Annotated in this window: 18 protein-coding genes and 1 pseudogene; 11 read left to right on the top strand and 8 right to left on the bottom strand. The window is 65.8% G+C overall.

The features are described from left to right. Positions 1 to 25 precede the first annotated feature (25 nt). From IFU00_09460 to IFU00_09435, 6 genes are all read left to right on the top strand, one after another. Complete coding sequence (locus tag IFU00_09460) at positions 26 to 550, top strand: (2Fe-2S)-binding protein (GenBank protein MBD8542508.1); 525 nt, start codon at positions 26 to 28, stop codon at positions 548 to 550. Continuing rightward, positions 547 to 1,572 (top strand): xanthine dehydrogenase family protein subunit M, encoded by a 1,026-nt coding sequence (locus IFU00_09455; protein ID MBD8542507.1) that lies wholly within the window; start codon positions 547 to 549, stop codon positions 1,570 to 1,572. Before IFU00_09460 ends, IFU00_09455 begins: the two co-directional genes overlap by 4 nt. After that, positions 1,569 to 3,881: a xanthine dehydrogenase family protein molybdopterin-binding subunit gene (locus IFU00_09450; protein MBD8542506.1), complete on the top strand. Its 2,313-nt coding sequence runs from the start codon at positions 1,569 to 1,571 to the stop codon at positions 3,879 to 3,881. The genes IFU00_09455 and IFU00_09450 overlap by 4 nt, the downstream gene beginning before the upstream one ends. 250 nt (positions 3,882 to 4,131) lie before the next feature. Next, a complete protein-coding gene (locus tag IFU00_09445) occupies positions 4,132 to 5,106 on the top strand; it encodes a tripartite tricarboxylate transporter substrate binding protein BugD (protein ID MBD8542505.1) in 975 nt (324 codons plus the stop codon). 187 nt (positions 5,107 to 5,293) lie between these two features. Beyond that, positions 5,294 to 5,758 carry a tripartite tricarboxylate transporter TctB family protein gene (locus IFU00_09440; GenBank protein MBD8542504.1) on the top strand — a complete coding sequence of 155 codons (465 nt, stop codon included), beginning with the start codon at positions 5,294 to 5,296 and terminating at the stop codon, positions 5,756 to 5,758. 5 nt (positions 5,759 to 5,763) lie between these two features. Continuing rightward, entirely contained in the window at positions 5,764 to 7,266 is a 1,503-nt protein-coding gene (locus IFU00_09435; protein ID MBD8542503.1) for a tripartite tricarboxylate transporter permease, read from the top strand. 333 nt (positions 7,267 to 7,599) lie between these two features. On the opposite strand, the gene IFU00_09430 is transcribed toward IFU00_09435, so the two are convergent. The 3 genes and pseudogenes from IFU00_09430 to IFU00_09420 form a co-directional block, all read right to left on the bottom strand. Continuing rightward, positions 7,600 to 8,943 carry an ATP-binding protein gene (locus IFU00_09430; protein ID MBD8542502.1) on the bottom strand — a complete coding sequence of 448 codons (1,344 nt, stop codon included), beginning with the start codon at positions 8,941 to 8,943 and terminating at the stop codon, positions 7,600 to 7,602. Between the two features lie 153 nt (positions 8,944 to 9,096). Beyond that, positions 9,097 to 10,542: an NAD-dependent succinate-semialdehyde dehydrogenase gene (locus IFU00_09425; protein MBD8542501.1), complete on the bottom strand. Its 1,446-nt coding sequence runs from the start codon at positions 10,540 to 10,542 to the stop codon at positions 9,097 to 9,099. Positions 10,543 to 10,573: 31 nt separating this feature from the next. After that, positions 10,574 to 12,973: pseudogene (locus IFU00_09420) on the bottom strand (PAS domain-containing protein). A 383-nt stretch (positions 12,974 to 13,356) separates the two neighbouring features. Here IFU00_09420 and IFU00_09415 point away from each other — a divergent pair. From IFU00_09415 to IFU00_09405, 3 genes are all read left to right on the top strand, one after another. Beyond that, positions 13,357 to 14,424 carry a catalase family peroxidase gene (locus IFU00_09415; GenBank protein ID MBD8542500.1) on the top strand — a complete coding sequence of 356 codons (1,068 nt, stop codon included), beginning with the start codon at positions 13,357 to 13,359 and terminating at the stop codon, positions 14,422 to 14,424. Next, positions 14,421 to 14,951 carry a cytochrome b gene (locus tag IFU00_09410; GenBank protein ID MBD8542499.1) on the top strand — a complete coding sequence of 177 codons (531 nt, stop codon included), beginning with the start codon at positions 14,421 to 14,423 and terminating at the stop codon, positions 14,949 to 14,951. The genes IFU00_09415 and IFU00_09410 overlap by 4 nt, the downstream gene beginning before the upstream one ends. Before the next feature lie 115 nt (positions 14,952 to 15,066). Beyond that, positions 15,067 to 15,531, top strand: a complete 465-nt coding sequence (locus IFU00_09405; GenBank protein ID MBD8542498.1) for a hypothetical protein — start codon at positions 15,067 to 15,069, stop codon at positions 15,529 to 15,531. Between the two features lie 31 nt (positions 15,532 to 15,562). Here IFU00_09405 and IFU00_09400 read toward each other — a convergent pair whose 3' ends face one another. The 5 genes from IFU00_09400 to IFU00_09380 all read right to left on the bottom strand — a co-directional run bounded on the left by IFU00_09400 (position 15,563) and on the right by IFU00_09380 (position 21,745). Next, complete coding sequence (locus IFU00_09400; protein ID MBD8542497.1) at positions 15,563 to 16,939, bottom strand: MFS transporter; 1,377 nt, start codon at positions 16,937 to 16,939, stop codon at positions 15,563 to 15,565. 86 nt (positions 16,940 to 17,025) lie between these two features. Further along, positions 17,026 to 18,195, bottom strand: coding sequence for an efflux RND transporter periplasmic adaptor subunit (locus IFU00_09395; protein MBD8542496.1), 1,170 nt, complete (start codon positions 18,193 to 18,195; stop codon positions 17,026 to 17,028). 18 nt (positions 18,196 to 18,213) lie between these two features. Beyond that, positions 18,214 to 19,680, bottom strand: a complete 1,467-nt coding sequence (locus tag IFU00_09390) for an efflux transporter outer membrane subunit (GenBank protein MBD8542495.1) — start codon at positions 19,678 to 19,680, stop codon at positions 18,214 to 18,216. A 117-nt stretch (positions 19,681 to 19,797) separates the two neighbouring features. Further along, positions 19,798 to 20,736 (bottom strand): LysR family transcriptional regulator, encoded by a 939-nt coding sequence (locus tag IFU00_09385; protein ID MBD8542494.1) that lies wholly within the window; start codon positions 20,734 to 20,736, stop codon positions 19,798 to 19,800. A gap of 49 nt (positions 20,737 to 20,785) precedes the next feature. Then, on the bottom strand, positions 20,786 to 21,745 hold the full coding sequence (locus tag IFU00_09380) for a chemotaxis protein CheV (protein ID MBD8542493.1): 960 nt from the start codon (positions 21,743 to 21,745) through the stop codon (positions 20,786 to 20,788). A gap of 388 nt (positions 21,746 to 22,133) precedes the next feature. Between IFU00_09380 and IFU00_09375 the strand changes: the two genes are divergently transcribed. Together IFU00_09375 and IFU00_09370 are read left to right on the top strand one after the other, a co-directional pair. Further along, positions 22,134 to 22,481, top strand: a complete 348-nt coding sequence (locus IFU00_09375; protein ID MBD8542492.1) for a hypothetical protein — start codon at positions 22,134 to 22,136, stop codon at positions 22,479 to 22,481. Between the two features lie 20 nt (positions 22,482 to 22,501). Then, positions 22,502 to 23,230: a hypothetical protein gene (locus tag IFU00_09370; GenBank protein MBD8542491.1), complete on the top strand. Its 729-nt coding sequence runs from the start codon at positions 22,502 to 22,504 to the stop codon at positions 23,228 to 23,230. The last annotated feature ends 66 nt before the right edge of the window (positions 23,231 to 23,296 follow it).

Here is a 23,296-nt window from a genome sequence, read left to right as displayed (position 1 = left end):
ATACCTTCTCACAGAGGGGAAGAACATGGAACATCAACAGCAGCATCCGGTGCGCCTGCGCATCAACGGCCAGGACCGCGAATTCAACGTCGAATCGTGGGTAACGCTGCTTGACCTGCTGCGCGAGCGCGCAGGCATGACCGGCACCAAGAAGGGTTGCGATCAGGGCCAGTGCGGCGCCTGCACCGTGCTGGTGGACGGCAAGCGGATCAACTCGTGCCTGACGCTGGCCGTCATGCAGGACGGTCGCGAGATCACCACCGTCGAAGGCCTGGCCACCGGCGAAGACCTGCATCCGCTGCAGCAGGCGTTCATCGATTGCGACGCATTCCAGTGCGGCTACTGTACGCCGGGCCAGCTGTGTTCGGCCGTGGGCCTGATCAACGAAGGCCAGGCCACCTCGCGCGACGACGTGCGTGAACTCATGAGCGGCAACCTGTGCCGCTGCGGGGCGTACCCGCAGATCGCCGATGCGGTCGTGAAGGTTCTCGACATGCGCGACACGAAAAAAACCACCGAAGGCTTCACGACCGGGGCGGTGCTGTCATGAACCCGTTCGCCTTTACCCAAGCCACGGACGTCGACGCGGCGCTGGCTGCCCTGCTCGACCCTGACGCCCGCCCGATCGCCGGCGGCACCAATCTGCTCGACCTGATGAAGGAAAGCGTGATGAAGCCGTCACGCCTGGTCGACATCAACAACCTCGGCCTCGACCAGGTCGAAGAAAAAGACGGCGGCCTGCTGCTTGGCGCCCTCGCCCGCAACGCGGACACGGCCTATCACCCGGTCGTGCGCGAGCGCTACCCGCTGCTGTCGACGGCAATCCTGGCCGGCGCCTCGCCGCAACTGCGCAATATGGCGTCCAACGGCGGCAACCTGATGCAGCGTACCCGCTGCGTCTACTTCTATGACGTCGGCACCGCCTGCAACAAGCGCGAACCCGGCACCGGCTGCCCGGCGCGCGAAGGCCTGAACCGCCAGCTGGCAATCCTGGGCACCAGCGAAAGCTGCATCGCCACCCACCCGTCGGACATGTGCGTGGCACTGCGCGCGCTCGACGCGACGGTGCACGTGCGCTCGATGAGCGGTGCGCGCGAGATCCCGTTCGCCGACTTCCACCGGCTGCCGGGCGACACGCCCCAGATCGACAACACGCTGCAGCCAGGCGAGATGATCACCCACATCACGGTGCCCGAAGCCGACCGCTTCATCGACCACAGCGCCTACATCAAGGTGCGCGACCGCCTGTCATACGCGTTTGCGCTGGTGTCCGTCGCTGCAGCGCTCGACCTCGACGCCGACGGCACGATCCGCGCCGCGCGCATCGCGCTTGGCGGCGTGGCCCACAAGCCGTGGCGCGTCGAAGCGGCCGAAGAAGCGCTGGTCGGCCAGGCGGTCGGCGAAGCGGCCTTCCTGCAGGCCGCCGAGACCATCCTGCAAGGCGCCCAGGGCTTCGGCCAAAATGACTTCAAGCTGCCGCTGGCGCGCAACGCCATCGTGCAAGCCTTGACCACCGCTGCGCGTGGTACCGACCATGCGCGCGGACTCGATGCACAAGGAGAACAAGCATGACCGACCTGATTCCAGAACTGCGCGCGCCGAGCGCGCCGGCCGGCACCGGCCGCGTGAAGAGCGGCATGGCGGTCTCGCGCATCGATGGCCGCGCCAAGGTCACCGGCGAGGCGCAGTACGCTGCCGAATACTTCGCCCCTGACCTGGCCTACGGCGTGGTCGTCAGCGGCACCGTGGCCAAGGGGCGCATCACCGGCATCGACACGGCCGAGGCGCTGGCCGTCGCGGGCGTGCTGTCCGTGATGACGCACGAGAACCGCCCCAAGATGCGCTCGTTCGACCTGGCGTGGAAAGACATGACGGCCCCGGCCGGCTCGCCATTCCGCCCCCTGTTCTCGGACGAGATTTTCTACAGCGGCCAGCCGGTGGCGCTGGTGCTGGCTGAGACCTTTGAAGCCGCACGTTACGCCGCGACGCTGGTGCGCGTGCACTACGATGTCGATGCGCACGAAACCAATCTGCTCGAAACTCTCGACCAGGCTTATGAACCGCGCAAGATGAAGGCGGGCTTCGTGCCGCCAAGCTCGATCGGCGACGGTGAAAAGGCGTTCGAGGCAGCCGAAGTACGGGTCGACTCGCAGTACTACAACGGCGTCGAGCACCACAATCCGATGGAGATGTTCGCCTCGACCGTGATTCGCGCTGAAAACGGCCACCTGACCATCTACGACAAGACGCAAAGCTCGCAGAACAGCCGCTGGTATGTCTCGCACGGCTTCGGCCTGTCGAGCGACGAAGTCACGGTACGTAACCCGTACGTGGGCGGCGCCTTCGGCTCCGGCCTGCGCCCGCAATACCAGCTGCCGCTGGCCGTGATGGGCGCGCTGCTGCTCGAGCGCTCGGTGCGCGTCGTGCTGACGCGCCAGCAGATGTTCAGCTTCGGCCACCGTCCGGAAACCTGGCACCGCATTCGTCTGGGCGCTGCGCCGGACGGCACGCTCAAGGCGATCTGGCACGAAGCGATCCAGGAGACCTCACGTCTCGAAGACTACGTTGAAGTGATCGTCAACTGGTCGGGCCAGCTGTATGCGTGCACCGACATCAAGCTCGGCTATCAGGTGGTCGCGAACGACCGCTTTACACCGCTGGACATGCGCGCCCCGGGCGCCGCCCACGGCGTGCACGCCATGGAAGTGGCGATGGACGAGCTGGCCTACGAACTGAAGATGGATCCGCTGGCGCTGCGCCTGAAAAACTACACCGATACCTCGCCGATCGAGGACAAGCCGTTCTCGAGCAAGGAACTGCGCGAGTGCTACCGCCAGGGCGCCGAGCGTTTTGGTTGGGACAAGCGCCCGCTCGAGCCGCGCTCGATGCAGGACGGCGACGAGCTGGTGGGCTGGGGCATGGCAACCGGCATCTGGGATGCGATGGTGATGGTCGCGCGCGTCAGCGCCGTCTTGCACAGCAATGGCCGCCTGGTCGTGAGCAGTGCGGCGACCGATATCGGCACCGGCACCTATACCGTCATGTCGATGATTGCGGCCGAGGCCATGGGCTTGCCGATGGAGCTGGTGACGTTCCAGCTGGGTGACTCGACGCTGCCGATGGCGCCGATCGAGGGCGGCTCATCGCACGTGACCACCGTGGGCTCGGGCGTGTTCGGCGCCTGCGAAAAGCTCAAGAAGTCGCTGCTGAAAATGGCGACGAAGATGGCCGATTCGCCGCTGGCCAAGGCGCGCCTGCGCGACGTGGAATTCGGCGATGGCGCAATCTTCATGAAAGACGATCCGTCGCGCCGTGTGGAACTGACGCAGGTGCTGGCCAATGCGGGCGTCGATCAGGTCGAAGAGAAATACTTCATGACGCCGCAGATGCTCAAGCAGCGCAAGTACGCACGCGCCGTGCACTCGGCCGTGTTCTGCGAAGTGCGCGTGAACGAAAAGCTCGGCATGGTGCGCGTCACGCGCGTGGTCAGCGCGATCGCAGCCGGGCGCATCATCAGCGCCAAGACGGCGGCCAGCCAGATCAGCGGGGCGGTCGTCTGGGGCATCAGCCAGGCACTGCATGAAGAAACCCATACCGATCACAAGTACGGGCGCTTCATGAACCACAATTTCGCCGAGTACCACGTGGCGGCCAATGCCGACATCCACGACATCGACGTGATCTTCGTGGAAGAAGACGACCGCATCGTGAGCAAGCAGCTGGGCGCCAAGGGTGTGGGCGAGATCGGCATCGTGGGCGTGGCGGCGGCGGTCTCGAACGCCATCTTCCATGCCACCGGTACGCGCTTGCGCACGACACCGATGACGCCGGCGAAGTTGCTGCTCGGCGACCGGGAACTCCCGGTGCAACCGCCGGTCTGACAATACGGCGCTGCAGCGACCAAAAACGCCATCTTCGGATGGCGTTTTTTGTTTTCGGATTTGCGTTTTTCGCCCATTCGTTTTTGCCGAAAAAAGCGTCATGCACACCACATACGTGTTTCCACGTAGTTGCACAACAATATGTTTGCTGGTAAAACATCTGGTGCGTAAGACAACGCCGCAAGGGAGCACGGCACAGAAATAGTGCCGGTTGCCAAACTAAACCAAAAAGAGATACGAGGACGACACCATGAAGCTCAAGATGCTGTGCGCAGCCGCCTGCCTGACCGCTTTCGGCACGGGCCTGGCCCATGCTCAGGCCTACCCGACCAAGACCATCACCATGATCGTGCCGTTCGCGGCCGGCGGCCCGACCGACACCGTCGCGCGTCTCGTGGCGCAGTCGATGGGCAACACGCTCAAGCAGCAGATCATCGTCGAAAACGTCGGCGGTGCCGGTGGCACGATCGGCGCCGCGCGCGCTGCCAAGGCCGCGCCTGACGGCTACACGCTTTTCCTGCACCACATCGGTCAATCGACCGCGCCGGCGCTGTACCGCAAGCTGCCGTACGACGCGATCACCAGCTTCGAACCGATCGGCCTGATCACCGACGTGCCAATGACCGTCGTCGCCAAAGCGAACTTCCCGGCCAAGGACATGAAAGAGCTGATCACGTACGTGAAAGCCAACAAGGACAAGGTCACCTACGCGCACGCCGGCCTGGGTTCGGCTTCGCACCTGTGCGGCATGCTGCTGCAGACCGCGATGGGCGTCGAACTGACCACGGTGCCGTACAAGGGCACCGGCCCGGCGATGAACGACCTGCTGGGCGGCCAGGTGGACTTCATGTGCGACCAGACCACCAACACCACCAGCCAGATCAAGGGCGGCAAGATCAAGGCCTACGGCGTGACGACCAAGACCCCGGTTGCCTCGCTGCCAAACCTGCCGACGCTGGACAAGGCTGGCCTGCCAGGCTTCGAAGTCGGTGTCTGGCACGGCCTGTACGCGCCAAAAGGCACGCCGAAGCCAACCGTCGACGCGCTGTCGAACGCCCTGCGCACCGCACTGCGTGATCCGAACGTGGTCAAGCGCTTTGCCGACCTGGGCACCGAGCCGGTCCCGACCAATCAAGCCACGCCGGAAGCGCTGCGCACGCACCTGAAGCAGCAGATCGACCTGTGGGGCCCGATCATCAAGAAAGCCGGCGCCTTCGCCGACTGATGCCCTGTTGACGACCTCGCGCCGCGCCGGCCTGTCCGGCTGCGGTGCGGCGTTGTCGCATCTGGAGCCTGGCCGGCGTCGTTGTCACCGTCGCTGCGCAAGGCTGCATCAGTGATCTGCATTCACGCTTTTCGAACCACTGCATCTGCATCACCGCATCTGCCACACCATAAAGGGGACCACCACCGTGCCAGCATTTATCCGCCATCCGAAAGACTTTTGGAGCGGCATTGTCTTTCTATTCTTCGGTCTGAGCGCCGTGTACATCGGCCAGGAGTACGAGATTGGCAGTGCCGGCCGCATGGGCCCGGCCTACTTCCCAATCGCGCTGGGCATCCTGCTGTCGCTCGTCGGCGTGGCGTCATTCGTGCGCTCATTCATCCGTCCGGGCGAAGCGATCGGCCGCATCTATTATCGCGAGCTGACCATCGTACTGGTCGCCGTGCTGCTGTTCGGCTTCCTGGTGCGCAATGCCGGCCTGGTGCCTGCGGGCTTCCTGCTGATCCTGATCAGCTCGTACGCCAGCGATAAATTCGAATTGAAGAAGTCACTCGCGCTGGCCGTGGGCATGACGTTGTTCGCAGTGGGTCTGTTCGTCAAGCTGCTTGGCTTGCCGATGCCGATCATTGGCCCTTGGCTCGGTGGGAATTAAATCATATGGAACTTTTCAGTAACCTCGCACTGGGCCTCGAGACGGCCCTGTCCATGCAAAACCTGTTCTACTGCCTGGTCGGCGTATTCGTCGGCACTGCAGTGGGCGTCCTGCCTGGCCTGGGCCCGATCGCCACCATTGCCATGCTGCTGCCAGCCACGTTCGGCCTGCCACCAGAATCGGCGCTGATCATGCTGGCCGGTATCTACTACGGCGCGCAATACGGTGGCTCGACCACTGCCATCCTGGTCAACCTGCCTGGCGAATCCTCGTCGGTAGTGACGGCTCTGGACGGCTACCAGATGGCCCGCAACGGTCAGGCCGGCAAGGCACTGGCCACCGCCGCGATCTCGTCGTTCTTCGCCGGCACCGTTGCTACGATCCTGCTGGCCGTGGCAGCACCGCCGCTGGCCGATCTGGCACTCGAATTCGGCCCGGCCGAGTACTTCTCGCTGATGGTGCTGGGCCTGGTGGCGTCGGTCGTCCTGGCCAGCGGCTCGCTGCTCAAGGCCATCGGCATGGTGCTGCTCGGCCTGCTGCTGGGCGTGGTCGGCACTGACGTCAACTCGGGTTCGGCGCGCTATACCTTCGACTTGCCGGAACTGGCTGATGGCATCAACTTCGTCATCGTCGCCATGGGCATGTTCGGTATCGGCGAAATCATCCGCAATCTCGAGCACAACGAAGACCGCAATCTGGTGATGAAGAAAGTCACCGGGCTGATGCTCAACAAGGAAGACTTCAAGCGCATCATGTGGCCGGTCATCCGTGGCACGGGCCTTGGCTCGCTGCTGGGCATCCTGCCGGGCGGCGGCGCGATGCTGGCCTCGTTCGCGTCCTACTCGCTCGAAAAGAAAGTGTCGAAGAACGCAGCCAATTTCGGCAAGGGCGCCATCGAAGGTGTTGCGGCGCCGGAAGCGGCCAACAATGCCGGTGCGCAGACCTCGTTCATCCCGATGCTGACGCTGGGCATTCCGTCGAACCCAGTGATGGCGCTGATGATCGGCGCGATGATCATCCAGGGCATCCAGCCTGGTCCTGCCGTCATGACCGAGCAGCCTGGCCTGTTCTGGGGCCTGATCGTCTCGATGTGGGTCGGTAACCTGTTCCTCGTCGTGCTGAACCTGCCGATGATCGGCATCTGGGTGCGCATGATCATGGTGCCTTACCAGATGCTGTATCCGGCCATCCTGATGTTCTGCGCGATCGGCGTGTTCAGCCTGAACAACAGCACCTTCGACGTCTATCTGATGGCGCTGTTCGGTCTGCTCGGCTACCTGTGCGCCAAGCTCGAACTGGAGCCCGCGCCGATGCTGCTCGGCTTCATCATCGGCCCGATGATGGAAGAATACCTGCGCCGCGCCCTGCTGCTCTCGCGCGCCGACCCAATGGTATTCATCGAGCGTCCGATCTCGGGCGTCATGCTGGGCCTGGCCGCCGCCGCAATGATCGTCGTGCTGCTGCCATCGCTGCGCAAGAAACGCGAAGAAGCTTTCCAGGAAGACTAAGGCCCCAGGCCAACGTCAACCCGCACCACCCGCGCCGCCCGGCGCCGGCCCCCAGGCCGGCCCGGGCGGTCGCCGTTTGCGCGCGAGAGCACGCTTCACCCCCGCCCCCGCCCCCCGTCACCAGATACTGAACAATTAGGGTCAGAGTCGACTTATTGGGCAATTCCTCAATGTTGTCAAACAATTCGACTCTGACCCCAATTGGAAAGCAATGGCCGCGCGGAATGCTGCCTGACGGCATTGCAAACGGACCATGGAGGGAAGTTTGTTGCTCAATAATTCGACTCTGACCCTAATTGAGTCTTCGTGCTGAGCTGTGGCGATGCGGTACGGTTATTCGCGGCGTTCGGTGTGCAGGGGGAGAAGGACGGTGAAGGTGCTGCCCTGGCCGTCGCCGGGGCTGTGGGCGGTGACGGTGCCGTCGTGGGCTTCGACCAGGTTCTTGACGAGGGCGAGGCCAAGGCCCAGGCCGCCGCCGGTGCGGTCGGCTGAACGTTCGGCCTGGACGTAGAGGTCGAACAGGCGCGGCATCAGGTCGGGCGCGATGCCCATGCCGTTGTCGGTGACCCGCAGCGCGGCCATCCGGCCCCGTTTTTCGAGCGCGACGTGGATGATGCCGCCGCTGTCCGTGTAGCGGATCGCGTTGGTCAGCAGATTGCTCACCACCTGGATCAGGCGGGTGCGGTCGCCCAGCACCAGCAGGCTGGGTACGCCCGCTGCCTGTTCGATGCAGTGCCGTTTCTGGTTTGCGGCCGACTGCACCTGCTCGAGCGTGGCGGCGATCACGTCCGCCAGCTCCACCGGCGTCTTTTCCAGTTGCACCAGGCCGCGGCTCACGCGCGAAACGTCCAGCAGATCCTCGACGAGCCGGCTCATGTGCGTGACCTGGCGCCGGATCAGTTCACCCATCTGGTTGGCGCGCTGCGAAGTGACGCCCTCGGGCAGAAGCATGCTTGCCGCCATGGTGGCGGCCGACAGCGGCCCGCGCAATTCGTGGCTCAGCGTGGCGAGAAATTCGTCCTTGCTGCGATCGGCTTTCTGCAGCGCGGCAGCCTTGTCGTCCAGCAGGTCATTCAGGGCTTCGATATTGCGATTGCGCTCTTCGAGGCGGGTCGAGACGAGTTGCAGTTCTTCCTGCCGCGCCTGCAGCGCGCCGAGCGCGTCGGCCAGTTCACGGTTCTGGTGCCGCGCTTCCGACAAGGCCGCGTGATTGGGCAGCGTCTCGAATTGCGCGACCAGCGGGCCAAACCCGCCAGCGCTGATGAAGCCGGCGTTGGCCGGAAAGCGCTTGCCAACCGTGATGCGGGTGCCCGCCGGTCCGCTGGCGATGTCGAACTGGTCCATCAACCGGCGCGCCGACAGGATGCCGACGCCCATGCCCGACGTCGAGCGGTACGCGCCGGACAGGACGTGCCCGACATCGGCAATCCCCGGCCCGCGATCGGCGAACGTGATGGACAGATGCTGCGGCGCCACCGCGCCTTCGGCCACGAACGAGACCGAACCGGCGCCTGCATAGTTGAAGATGTTGCGCGCCAGCTCGGACACGACCGTGCCGATACGGGCCTGATCGACGGAACCGAACCCGCAGGCGCCCGCGATCTGGCGCGCACGCTGGCGCGCGGCGATCACGTCGAATTCTGTATCGACATTGAGCGTCAGGATGGCCTGCGTCATGCGCGCTGGGGGAAGATCATGGTGTCACTCTACAGAGATAAGTGGCATCTGAAGAGTGCAGAGGCCGGTGGCGGGCAGAATTATACCCCGCCACGACGGCGCATTATCCTACAAATTGTTACACCCGATCCCGCCGCAGCGCGACACTGCCAATTACACGCCCACCATCGAGACGGCCTTCGTATTGAGATACGATTCCAGCGCTTCCGGTCCGCCTTCCGAGCCGTAGCCCGAATCCTTGATGCCGCCAAACGGCAGCTCGGCGCTTGGCGTGGCGGGCTGGTTGATCCACAACATGCCCACTTCGACGCGGTTCATCAGCAACTGCGCGTTCTTGATCGAGCGCGTGAATGCGTAACCCGCCAGGCCGTACGGCAGGCGATTGGCTTCCGCGATCATGTCTTCCAGGCTGTCGAAACCGCGGATGCCGGCGATCGGGCCGAATGGCTCGTCGTTGAACATGCTGGCGTCGAGTGGCACGTCGGCCAGGATCGTCGGTGCGAAGAAGTTGCCGCTGCTGCCCACGCGTTCACCACCCGTTGCCACCGTGGCGCCACGGGCCCGCGCATCGTCGACCACCTTGGCCATCGCATCCAGGCGGCGCGCGTTGGCCAGGGGCCCGAGCGTCGTGCCATCGGCCATGCCGTCGCCGAGCTTGAGGCTTTCGGCGTGCTGCACGAGCGCGCGCGTAAACTCGGCCTTGACCGCGTTGTGCACGAGGAAGCGGGTCGGCGAAATGCAGACCTGACCGGCATTGCGGAACTTGGCAGCGCCCGCCGCCTTGACGGCCAGCGCCACGTCGGCATCCTCGGCGATGATGACCGGCGCGTGGCCACCCAGCTCCATCGTCGCACGCTTCATGTGCGCGCCGGCCAGCGCGGCCAGCTGCTTGCCCACTGGCGTCGAGCCGGTGAACGTCACCTTGCGGATGATCGGGCTCGGAATCAGATAGCCCGAAATTTCGGCCGGATCGCCAAACACCAGGCCGACGACGCCCGGCGGCAGGCCGGCATCGACGAAGCACTGCAGCAACGCCGCTGGCGAAGCCGGCGTTTCTTCCGGCGCCTTGCACAGGAACGAGCAGCCGGTCGTGAGCGCCGCAGCGAGCTTGCGCACGATCTGGTTGATCGGGAAGTTCCAGGGTGTGAACGCGGCGACCGGGCCGACCGGCTCTTTCAGCACGAGCTGCTGCGCGGCCGGGTTGCGCGACGGGACGATGCGGCCATACACGCGCATGCCCTCGGCGGCAAACCAGTCGATGATCTCGGCGCCGGCCAGGGCCTCGCCCTTGGCTTCGGCCAGCGGCTTACCCTGCTCCTGCGTCAGCAGGCGTGCGATGTCGCCGGCGCGCTCGCGCAGCAGCGTCGCGGCGCGGCGCATGATCGCGGCGCGTTCTGCGGCGGGCACGGCGCGCCAGGTCTCGAAGCCCTTCTGGGCAGCGGCCAGTGCGCGATCGAGGTCAGCGATGCTGGCGTGGGCGACCTTGCCGATCGGCTGGCCGGTGGCCGGATTGATCACGGAGATGGTCTTGCCGCCGCTGGCGTCGTGCCATTCGTTGGCGATGAGGAGACGGGTATCGGGGTAGCTGGAAGTCGTCATGGTAAGTGGTCCTGTGGTAAGGACGACAATCTTACCGTGGATGGCGACTCCCTGCAGAGGACCCCACCGCTTCGACGGCGCCCACCTCGGCCATCGAACGGATGCGCGCGGCCATCGCTTCCATCGAAAACGGCTTGGTGAGCACCGCCATCCCCGGATCGAGGTAACCGTTGTTCAGCACCGCATTTTCCGCGTAGCCGGTGATGAACAAGACCTGCAGCCCGGGCCGCACCGCGCGCCCGGCGTCGGCCATCTGGCGTCCGTTCATGCCACCGGGCAGCCCCACGTCCGTCACCAGCAGGTCGATCCGCGCATCCGATTGCAGCATCTTGAGACCCGTCGCGCTGTCGGCTGCTTCGATCCAGCCAAAACCGAGATCCTGCAGGATGTCGATGACCAGCATGCGCACGGTCGGTTCATCGTCGACGACCAGCACCGTGGCCACCTGCTCCGACTGCGTCAGCGCGGTGGGCGCCGCGACATCGGGCTCCAGGTCAGCAGCGCCATCGCCGTAATGCCGCGGCAGATAGATGCTCACGGTCGTTCCCTGCCCCACTTCGGAATAGATGCGGACCTGGCCGCCCGACTGCTGGGCGAACCCATAGATCATCGACAGCCCGAGGCCCGTGCCCTGGCCGATCGGCTTGGTCGTGAAGAAAGGCTCGAACGCGCGCGCCACCACGTGCGGCGCCATGCCGACACCGGTATCGCTGACCGACAAGGCCAGGTACTGGCCCTGCGCCATGTTCTGCTGGCGCGCGACGCGCTCGTCGATCCACTTGTTGGCCGTTTCGACCGTGATGGCGCCGCCATCGGGCATGGCGTCGCGCGCATTGATGCACAGGTTCAGCAGCGCGTTCTCGAGCTGCGACGCATCGACCAGCGCCGGCCAGGCATCGGCAACGCACACCACCTCGATCCGCACGGCAGGGCCCACCGTGCGCTGGACCAGCTCCTACATATCGGTGACGAGCCGGTTCACGTTCGTCGGCTTGGGCATCAAGGTTTGCTGGCGCGAGAACGCCAGCAGGCGATGGGTCAGTGCCGCCGCCCGCTTGGACGCGCCCAGCGCCGTCGCAATATAGCGCTCGAACTCGTTGTAGCGCCCCTGCTGCATGCGCATCTGCATCAGCTGCAGCGCGCCGGAAATACCGGCCAGCAGATTGTTGAAATCGTGCGCCAGGCCGCCGGTCAGCTGGCCCACCGCTTCCATTTTCTGGCTCTGGCGCAGGGCGTTCTGCATCGCTTCCAGTTCGGCCAGTTGCTCCTGGTCGCGCGTGATGTCGCGGCCCACCGCGTTGATCATCGCGTCATGTGCACGCGTGGACCACGAGATCCAGCGATAACTGCCATCCCGATGGCGGTAGCGGTTGTCGAACCGTTGATGGCCGATCCCTTCCGACAATTCCCGCGCACCGGCAATCGTATGCGCGATATCGTCCGGATGAATCAGGTCGAACAGATTCGAGCCGACCAACTCGTGCTCGCGCCAGCCCAGCACGGACGACCAGGCCGGATTGGACGCCGTGATCACCCCGTCAAACGTACAGCGCAGCATGATGTCCGACGACAGCGTCCACAGCGCATTGCGATCCTGCGCCCGCTCCGCCACCTGGCGCTCGAGATCGAGCAGTATCCGCTTGCGCTGGTCGATGTCGTCGAATACCAGGATGATGCCGGCCTGCGCGCCGGCGCTGTCGATCAGCGGCACGGCGCTGACGGCGACCCAGGTTTCCGTGCCGTCCGCTGCACGCCGCAGAAATTCGTCGCCCGGCGTGACGAGTTCGCCCCGCAATGCGCGCGCACTCGGATAGTCGTCGGGCGCCAGCAAGCGGCCCTGCGCGTCGAACCCGCGCCAGTGTTCCCAGGCGCGCTGCAGGCCATGCGCTGGCGAGAAATCGGGGACAAAAGTGCGGAACACGGGGTTGTTCAGGATAGCTTGCCCATCCATGTCGAACAGGCAGATACCCACTGGCAGGTGCTCGATGACGGTGGCAAGCCGGCTGGCCGCTTCCCTGCGCGCCACAATCTCCTGCTCCAGCGCGATATTGCGTTTGATGAGCTGGGTCTGCGCAGCATCGCGCTCTCTGGCGGCAATGACGCCGGCCGTCGTTTCGGTCGCGATATTGAGAAGGCCAGCGATGTGGCCTTCGCTGCGTAGCGGGCTGTACGCAAACGACCACCAGGTTTCTTCCTCGTCGCCGCTGCGCGTCATGACTAGCGGCAAATCGGTAAAACTCACCGCTTCACCAGCCATCACGCGCGCCACCAGCGGACCGATGTCGTCCCATATTTCCGACCAGACCTCGGGCAGTGGTCGCCCCAGGGCGTCCGGATGGCGTTTGCCGAGAAACGGCACGTACGCCGCGTTGTAGAGCAGCGTTTGCTCCGGGCCCCAAGTGGCGCACATCGCCACCGGCGTTGCCAGCATCAAGCCGAAGACGGCTTCAAGTTCCGCGGGCCAGGCTGCGCGTGCACCCAGTGGGGTCGCGCGCCAGTCGAATGCCGCAAGGTCGGCATGCGCCGCGCTCACGCCCCTTCCTCAGTGACACGTGACACGATGACGGGGATCGGACGACGGTTGACAAGCATGTGATTACGTTGGCGCATGTAAATATGTAGTGTGAAGCGACATCAAAGACCTCCAGAATTCTTGCACAATTTAGCCGTGCGCGTTGGACAGTTACTCTCAGCAGTATCGCCGACGCAACGACGCCGCAAGGGACGGCACGCATCAATTTGTTAATCATGCGACAATTCGCCACCGAATTTTCCGGCTGTATGTAGCAAGACCCTTTCAAGAGAGTGCCGCCCATGTCACCGCCCAAGCCACGCCACGGTTCCCCGCTGTTATTGCTCCCGATCGCGCTCATCATCATCGCGCTGGCCGTTCTCTTCGCCTGGATTGGCGGCTGGTTCGGCAACAAGAACGTCACGCCCCAAACAATGGTCAATACCGCCGAAGCCTCCGGCACGCAGCAACCGGGCGTGCGCCGTGCGCATGCCAAGGGCATCTGCATCGTCGGCACCTTTGCACCAACGCCTGCCGCCGCGCAGCTGTCCACGGCGCGCGTGTTTTCGCAGCCGTCGACACCCGCCCTCGGCCGCTTTTCCAGCCCTGGCAACGATCCGCATTCGCCCGACAACAAGGCGGCCGTGCGCGGCATGGCGCTGCAGCTGAAAACCGACGACGGCCAGGAATGGCGCATGGCGATGAACAGCTTCCCGTTTTTTGCCGCGTCCACCCCGGAAGCCTTCCAGGCCCTGAACGCCGCCCGCCTGCCCGATCCGGCGACCGGCAAACCGGATCCGGCCAAGATGGACGCCGTACTGGCCGCCCATCCGGAAATCAAGAAGTTCATGGCATGGTCCAAGAGTGCGCCGACGCCCGACAGCCTGGCCAACACGCGCTTTAATGGCGTCAATGCGTTTCGCCTGACCAATGCTGCTGGCGCGACGCGCGCCGTGCGCTGGTCGATGCGCCCGCACACGCCGTTCGTGGCGGCCGACCCCGAGCAACTGAAGACCGCCGACCGCGATTTCCTGGCGGCGGACCTTGATCGCCGCCTGGCGGCCGGCCCGCTGAAGTGGGACATGGTGATGCAGTTTGCCGAACCGGGCGATCCGATCGAAGACCCATCCAGAGCCTGGCCCGATACGCGGCCCGAGACCATCGCCGGCACGCTGACGCTGGTGCGCGCCGAACCGCAAGTCGCCGGCCCATGCCTCGATCTGAACTTCGATCCGTTGATCCTGCCGAAGGGGATTGCAGGCACTGACGATCCGGTGCTGCACGCACGTTCATCGGTCTATTCCGTTTCGTTCAACCGCCGCGAGCGTGAAATCAGCTCGGGCAACGTTCACACCGGGAGCGTACGATGAACCGTCCACGCCACTTCAACCTGCTCGCCCGCGTACTCCATTGGTCGATGGCCGTCGCCATCCTGGCGATGCTGTTCGTCGGCGCCGCCATGGTGGTGTCGCTGCGCCACCGTGAATTTTTGCTCGACCTGCACCGGCCCCTCGGCCTGGCGATCCTGCTGCTGGCGATCGTGCGCCTCGTGAATCGCCTGCTGAACGCACCACCGCCGTTGCCCGCCGATCTGCCGCGTATCCAGGTGTGGGCGGCCACCGCGTCGCACTGGGCGCTGTACGCGCTGATGCTGGCCATGCCGCTGATTGGCTGGGCCATGCTGTCGGCCGGAGGCTATCCGATCGTGCTGTTCGACGGCGTGAACCTGCCGGCGATCCTGCCGCATAGCCCTGCGATATATGGCTTCCTGCGGCCGCTGCACGGCGTGCTGGCGTATGTGCTGTTCTTCACGATCCTGGCGCACCTGGGCGCGGCGCTCTACCACGCGTGGGTCCGGCGTGACGAAGTGTTCGGGCAGATGGCCAAGGGCGACTGAGTTATCGGTGCAGCACCGCACCGAGCCAGCGCATCCGGCCACGTATCGTATTGACTCCATCTGCAGCAGGCGCACGGGCGCCCCGCTGCGGATTCACTTTTCAAGCGAGACGTTCATGCAAAAATACACAGCAGCCATCGTGGGTGGCTTGATCGCAGGCGTGGTCACGACGGCCGTCATGGTCGCAGGCCGCAAGTCCGGTGTGCTTACCAAAACGCTCGACCGGGATGCGGTCGACTGGATCGATGACGTGACGGGCTCGCGCGCCGTCATCGGCGACGCCGGCACCAGCGCCGTGGAATTCGTCAACCACCTGGGCGCGTCGGCCGCATTTGCCGCCGCCGTCCCAAAGCTGCGCGAACTGGCCCCAGGCCTGTCGCCGGCCGCCATCGGCACGCTGTACGGCACGGCGCTGTATGCCGTGAACATCGGCGCCATCGCGCCGGTCCTGGGCATCACCGAAGGTGAAGTGGCGGCCGGTCCGCGCAAGGCCGGTGAGCGCTGGGCGATCCACGTGCTGCAAGCCGTCGTCACCGCCGTCCTGGCCGACCGTTTGACCGGTCCTTCGCGCCGCCGTTGATCCGACTGGACGCAGAACACGTCCTGCGTCTTCAGTCGAAGCGGCGCTGCAACACCAGCAGCGCCGCGCCACCCAACCCAACCCACATCACAATCCAGAACAGGTCCTGGCCTGCCAGCAGGCCGGCTTGCCGTGCCAGCTCGGCCCCGCCGTCGGACAGCCTTGATGATTTCTCGGCCAGGCGCGACGCATGCAGCGCCGTGCGCTCCTGCAGCCCGATATTGGTCATGCCCACGCCCAGCGCAAGGCCTGCCTGCCCCAGCATGTTCTTCAGTTGCTGGGCATTCGAAAACACCACATTGTCCCCCTGCAGCTCCTTGAACGCGTGGATCGCCGTCGTCGCCATCCCCAGCGTCAGAAAGCCGCCGAACAGGCCGAGCCAGAAGATCACCGCGTCCCACGCATAGGCGCGCGGGTCGAGCGTCGCGAAGCGCCAGCCGAGCAAGGCCAGCATCAGAAAGCCGGTGACGAAAAACTTGGTCGGATGCGGGCGCCGCTTGACCAGTTCGAGCATCACGAAGAACGCGATGACCGTGGCCAGCAACCCCGTTCCCTGCAGTTCGCCGGCCTGCTCCAGTCCGACACCAAGGCCTTTTTGCACCACCTGCGGCAGCAACGTGTTGACCATGCCGAGCATCGCGTAACAGACGCTGAAGATGACGAGGCCCAGCCGATAGCGCGGGCTGCGCAGCACGGCCAGGTGCAGGAACGGCGCACTGCGGCGCGCATGCAGCAACCCGAACGCGGACAGCAGCGCGAGCCCCAGCACCAGGTGCGCCAGCAGGGATCCGCGTTCGCCATGCCAGTCATACGTCAGGTGCTGCAACGCGTACAGCGTGATGGCCGCGCCGGCCGCCAGCAGCATCGCGTCGATGGCATGCATGCGCGATGGCGATCCGCCGGAGGCGCGATCGAGCGTCACGGCATCCTGCGGCATCCAGCGCGCGGCGATCAGCGCGCCGAGCGTCGCCAGCGCGGCCAGCACCAGGAACATCCCGCCCCACGCTTCGTGGCCCAGCATCTTGGCCGCCACCCAGGGCCCGAGCGCCAGCCCGCCCGACAACGCGGCGCCATACGCGGCGATGCCCTGCAGGCGCTGTGGCGATGGCGGGATCAGGTTCACCATCATGCGCGAGACCGTCATGAACACGCCGCCGCCCAGCGCCATCAGCAGGCGGCCGCCGGCAAAGCCGGCCACGCTGGCGCCCGTGGCGCACACCCACGCGCCGAGCAGGTAGAACAGCACGGCGCCCAGCAGGTAATTGCGCCAGCCAAGGCGCTGCAGCAGTACGGTCATCTGAGAAATCGCCAGCACCGCCACCGCGGCGTACAGCGCCGAGACCGTCGCGTACTCTTCGGGCGAGGCGCCGATGTGGCCCATGATCGCGGGCGCAGCCAGCACCGTCATCCCCGTCGACAGAAATTCGATCAGGTTGAACACGAAGATGGCGCCCAGCAGCGCCGGGTGCGGCGTCGGGCTGCCGGCGATTGCGGTCAACGCGCCACCACGGCCGCTGGCGCGCCAAGCGCGCGGCGGATCGCCGCGTCGGCGCCAGCCGACTCTGACTCGAACACGACGGTCTCGTACGAATGGCGCACCGCACCGGCCTGCAGCAGACTCGGACCATCGGCGCGGCTGGTATCGATTGCGACCTTCATCGACAGGCCGAGGCGCAGCGGATGGCGTGCCAGCTCCTGCGCATCGAGCGCGATGCGCACCGGCACGCGCTGCACGACCTTGATCCAGTTGCCGGTCGCGTTCTGCGCCGGCACAGCGGCAAACGCACTGCCGGTCCCGGCTTCCTGACCGGCCACGCGGCCGTGAAAGACGACGTCGGCGCCGTACACGTCCGACGTCACGGCCACCGGCTGGCCAATGCGCACGTCCGTCAGCTGCGTCTCTTTCAGGTTGGCCGTGACCCACATCTGGTCGAGCGGGACGATCGCCATCAGCGGCGCGCCTTGCGCCACGCGCTGGCCGATCTGCACATTGCGCCGGGCGACGATGCCGCCCACCGGCGCGGCCAGCGTCGTGCGGGCCAGGCCCAGTGACGCATCGCGCACGCCGGCAATCGACGACAGCACGTCCGGGTGCTGTTCGAGCGTCGTGCCATCCACCAGCGCCCGCGCCGCATCCACCTGCTGGCGCGCCGCGTTCAATGCAGCGCGGGCGGCGCCCACGGCATCGTCGGCATGACGGATGTCTTCGCCCGAGACGGCGCCCGTATCGGCCAGCTGACGGCGGCGCGCCAGATCGCTCTCTGCCCTGGCCAGGTCGGACTCACGCTGCACGACAGTTGAACGCAATTGCCCGACGCCGGCCAGTTGCGAACGTACCTGACGGGCCGATCTGGCCAGCGCCGCTTCGGCGCGGTCCAGCGCCAGCCGGGCGTCGACGTCATTGAGCTGGACCAGCACCTCGCCCGGCCGCACGAAATCCGTGTTGTCCGCCGCGATGCGCGTGACGGTGCCCGCGACCTGCGGCGTGACGTGCACCAGGTTGCCCTCGACGTAGGCATCTTCGGTCTGCTGGCTGTTCCAGCCGATGCCCAGCACCCCGGGCGAGGACCAGGCAATGCCGGCTGCAGCGGCCAGCACGGCGGCGCAAAGGCCAAGCGCCAGCTTGCGCCGGCTTTGCGGCGCGTGATTCGTTTGTTCAGTCATGTGATGATTCCAGCGTTCTCAATGGATGGCGGCCTGAAAGCCCCCACCCAGCGCGCGCACGAGATGCACGTCCAGCGTGTAGGCACGGGCCGCGAGGTCGGCCTGACCACGGCGCTGCGCGACGACCTGGGTTTCGGCAATCAAGACCTGCACGAAGTTGCCCAGGCCCGCGCGGTAGCGCTGCTCGGCCAGCGCATAGGCTTCTTCGGCTGCGCCCAGCGCCGCGTCCTGCTCGCGCCGGCGTTCGCCCAGCCAGCGCAGCGACGTCAGTTGCGCACCGACGTCACGCAGCACTTCGAGCACGGCGCCGTTGTACTGCGCGACGGCGAGATCGTAGTCGGCGTTACGCGCCGCCAGATTGCTGCGCAGGCGCCCGCCGTCGAGTAGCGGCAAGGTCACGAGCGGGCCGGCGGCAACCGTGCGGCTGCCACCCTGCACCAGCCGGTCGAAGCCCAGGCTGGCCAGGCCACCCGAGACACTCAGGTTCACGGTTGGATAGAACTGCGCCCTGGCGACGTCGATGTCGCCGCTGGCCGCTTCGACCTGCCAGCGCAGCGCCACCAGCTCCGGCCGGCGCCCGAGCAGCGCGGCGGGTATATCCGCCGGTACGCCCGGTGACCGGGCCGGCGCCAGGCGTGGCCGCGCGATCGTCGCACCGGCATCCTGTCCCTGCCCGCTCAGGGCCGCGAGCTGGCCGCGCGTCAGCGCCAGCGCTTCGTCGAGCGCCGCGATTTCGCCGCGCGCCGACGGCACGCCGATCTCGGCCTGCCGGAGTTCCGCCTGGCTATCCAGTTGCGCCGCCACGCGCTGGCGTACCAGGTCGGCGATGCGGGTGCGCTGGCGCAGTTCCTGTTCGGCCAGGTCGCGCCGCGTGTACAGGTGGTCCAGCTGCAGATAGGCTTGGACGACGGCGCCGGCCACGGCCAGGCGCGCCGCCTGCGCTTCGGCCTGACGTGCATTCACACGCCCGGCAGCGGCGGCCACGCCGGCCGCGTTCTTGCCCCAGAAATCCAGTTCGTAGCCGAGGCTGACCCCGAGGTCGTTCGCCCACTGCCAGCTGCCTGCAAGGGGTTTCGGTACGCTGCCGTTGTCGCTGTAGCGCTGGCGCACCGGATGCCCCGTGGCGCTGGCCTGCGGCGCCAGTGCAGCCGCCGCCAGGCCTTCAAGGGCGGCCGCCTGGCGCACGCGCGCGAGTGCGGCAGCAATCGTGGGGCTGGCGTCGCGCGCGCCGTCGACCAGGCGGTCGAGCTGCGGGTCGCCGTAGACGCGCCACCAGTCCTGCGCGGGCCAGGGTGCAGATGCAGGTGCAGATGTCGACAGCGCCTGTGCAGAGAACGTGCGCGTGGAATGCGCCGCCGCATCGACATTCAGGCGGGCCGGCGTGGGCTGCGGCCCCATCGACACGCAGCCAGTCAGTAACAGGATCGCAGCGCCCAGGGCCAGGCGGCATGCGCCCCGGCACGGCGTGCGTGTGGGTTGAAGCATGGTGTGCCTCGGCTTTTTCGGGAAGGCCGAAGCTTACGCGGGGGCGCCCGTGCCGGCCATGCCGCCAGGTGCATGCAGGTCATGCAGATTCTGCATGACCTGCATGCACCTGCTGCCTCAGGCGTCTGCGGATGCCGGGTCCGACGCCGTCAGCGTGGAGCGCACGAACGCGCGCAGCCACACATTGGCAGGATCGCGATGACTGCGCTCGTGCCAGTACAGCGCCAGATGCACGGGTGGCAGATCGATCGGCAGGCGCGCGAGCAGGAGGCCCAGGTCGCGCGCCAGCGGCCGTGCCAGGCGCAGCGGAATGGTGGCGATGGCGTCGGTATGCAGCGCGATGTGGGCCGCCGATGTGTAACTGGGCACGTGACACAGGATGCGCGACGGCGCGAGCAGCGCTTCGAGCTTGCGCGTGACGGCCCCGTTGTGCTGGCTCGTCTGCTCCATCTCGATCAGCACGTGCCGGTGCGTCAGGTAGGCATCGCGATCGAGCTGGCCGGCGCACGGATGCCCGGCCCGCATCACGCACGCGTACTCGTCGGTCCAGAGCTTGCGCCGGCGAATATTGTTGACCAGTTGCGGGAAGCGGCCGATGGCCAGGTCGATGTGACCGCGTTCGAGCTGCGCCTCGATCGCACCGGGATCGATGTGCACGCTGCGCAGTTGCAGGCCGCTGGCGCCATCTTCCAGGCCCGCCAGCCCGGCCAGCCCGGCCAGCAACTGCGGCAGGATGTTCACGACGGCGCCGTCGACCATGTACAGCCCGAATGAGCGGTGCGCGGTGAGCGGATCGAAGACAGCGGGACCGCTGCCCAGCTCGCGTGCGGCGTCGAGCACGGCCACGATCGGACCAGCCAGTTCCAGCGCGCGCGTCGTCGCGACCATGCGCTGGCCGGTGCGCACGAACAGCGGGTCGTCGAAGTGGGACCGCAAGCGGGCCAGCGCGCGGCTGACCGTGGGCTGGCTCATGCCGAGCAGTTCGGCGGTGCGGGTAAGGCTGCCCTCGCGCAGCAGGCTGTCGAGGATCAGTAACTGGGACAGGTCGGGAATCACGGCCGCATCATAGCACCGGGCCTGCGCGGCGTGATTCCCCGTGGCTGGCTTAACCGCCCAGCACCTTGCGCAGCGTGCGCGACAGGTCTTCGGCCGAGAACTTGGCGACGTAGGCGTCGGCGCGCACGTTCTTGACGTGTTCCTCGTTGGTGGTGCCCGACAGCGATGAATGGATCACCACCGGCAGGTTGCCGAAGCGCTGGCTCGACTTGATGTTGCGGGTCAGCGTGAAGCCATCCATCTCCGGCATCTCGAGGTCGGTCAGCACCATCGCGACGCGGTCGTAGACCGTACGGCCTTCGGCTTCGGCGGCGGTGGCAATCGCCGCCAGCTGATCCCAGGCTTCCTTGCCGCTCTTGGTCATGATGAATGGCAGACCCATCGCATCCAGACCCTGCTCGATCAGTGCGCGGGCGACGACCGAATCGTCGGCCGCCAGGATGACGCTGCCCGGCTTGATCGAGATCTTGTTGCCGACTGCTTGCGACAGGTCCTGGCGGTCCTGTTCCGGATTCAGACGGCGCAGGATGGTTTCCACGTCCAGCACCTGGGCCAGGCGTGCCGGCTGGCCTTCGGCTTCCGGCAGGCGGGCAATGCTCGTGACCATGCCGGTGCCGGCGGTATTCTCGGCCGTCATGACCTGGCTCCAGTCGAGACGCACGATTTCTTCGACGCTCTCGACGGCAAACGCCTGCGTGGTGCGCGCAAATTCGGTCACCAGCATGATGTTCAGACCCGTCTTGGGCGTGACACCGGTGATGCCCGGCAGGTCGAGCACCTGGATGATGTGGCCACGCAGGTTGACCACGCCCAGCACGTGCTGCGGGGCGCCGGCGACGGCAGTGATTTCAGGCATCGCCACGATCTCGCGGATCTTGAAGACGTTGATCCCGAACAGTTCGTTATGATTGCCCTCTGCATCGCCACCGAGGCGAAACAGCAGCAATTCGAATTTGTTCGTCCCCGTCAGGTTGCTGCGCTCATCGACTTCTTGTTGTACCGATTTCATGGCTGATCCTGTCAAAAAATAGTGCTGTCCGGAAATCATTGTAGACGGGCTGCAGGTCCTTGGGTCATTACAGACCGAAAGCGTCGCAGATTTAGCATCGGTCGGTGCAAAAAAACCACGAATTGTCACACCCACCAATCCGGACCGCCATACAGTCGCCAGGCGCCGGGTGGCCATCTGGCGAAGAATACACCCGAACCAGTGCCAATGCGCCCCCGGTCAGCGCAGCGCCGATTGCGCGCAACAGGAAGCGAGTTGCGGTCGGCGCGCACGGGAGAACACTGTGTTGACAAAAAGCTTAGAACTGCGCGAGTATCGTTCAACAGCAGCTCACGGATTGCGACAGCAGCTTGCCATTAGCGAACTCGTTGGTGGAAGGAAATGACGCATGCATCGACAAGGCATCTTCATGGTGGGAGCACTTGGCGCAGTGCTCTCGCTGTGCTCATGCGTCCAGCCGCCGGCAGCCACTGATGCGCCGCCAGCCGATCCGGCATTGGCCGCTGCGGCCAGCCGCGTGGCGTGGTCGCACTTGCTGACGCTCGTCGGCGACGGCTTTCCAGCGTCTGGTGCGCCGTGTCGGCGTGTCGGCGAAAGCGCTGCCACCATCGATTTTCTCGATCACACCGCGATTCTTGTCGGATGCCCGACGCACGGCGACGCCATGCAGCTTGGCGGCAGACTGGTCGCGACCGTCGACGGCATCACGCTGGTGTCGGTACCGCTGCGTCCATGACAAACCGATCCGGAGTCCCCATGCACCATGCCCTTTTCGCCGTACTGTATGCCAGCACCTTGCTGCTGGCAGCATCAGCCGCTGCGCAGCAACAGACCAATGTCGTGTTTCCCCATGACCGCCCTACCGTCACACTGACCGGGCAGATCAAGGGGAATGCCGACCATGACTATCTGGTAAATGCGCGCGCAGGGCAGTTGCTGACGGTGGACTTCAAGCCGACCAATGCATCGGCGTACGTCAACGTCATTGCGCCGGGAAGCAATGGTGAAGCAATGTTCGTGGGCTCCTCAAGCGGCAACCACTTCGCCGGCCCGGTGCCGGCCGACGGATCGTATCGTGTGCTGGTCTATCTGATGCGCAACGCCGCGCGCCGCAACGAGGTCGCCCGCTACACGCTGCGCATCGATCTTCGCGACGCGCCAGCCACCAGTGCAGGGCCCGCCGGCGACGCACTGGTTCCCGGCACCCGCTTCCACGCGACGGCAGATATCGTCTGCACGACATCGGACGGCGGCAAAACCGGCCCCTGCAAGGCAGGTGTCATTCGCCGTACGGGCGGTACCGCGACCATCGAGCTCGCCACGCCCGACGGCGGCCACCGCCGCATCTTCTTCACGAACGGCGAGGCAACGGGCAGCGATGCCGGGGCCAGCCTGGACGTGCGACGCCAGGGCGATCTGCAGATCATCCGGATTGGCGCCATCGAAGTCTACCGGGTCCCCGACGCCTTCGTCGTCGGCGGCTGAGCGCGCCGGCAATCGGATCGCGCTTCGGTGGATATTGCGAACAACCGCAAACAGCTGGGGGATAAC

The organism is Oxalobacteraceae sp. CFBP 8761, from assembly GCA_014841595.1.
Classification (GTDB): Bacteria; Pseudomonadota; Gammaproteobacteria; order Burkholderiales; family Burkholderiaceae_D; genus Telluria.
This window is presented reverse-complemented; position numbering and strand designations above follow the sequence as displayed.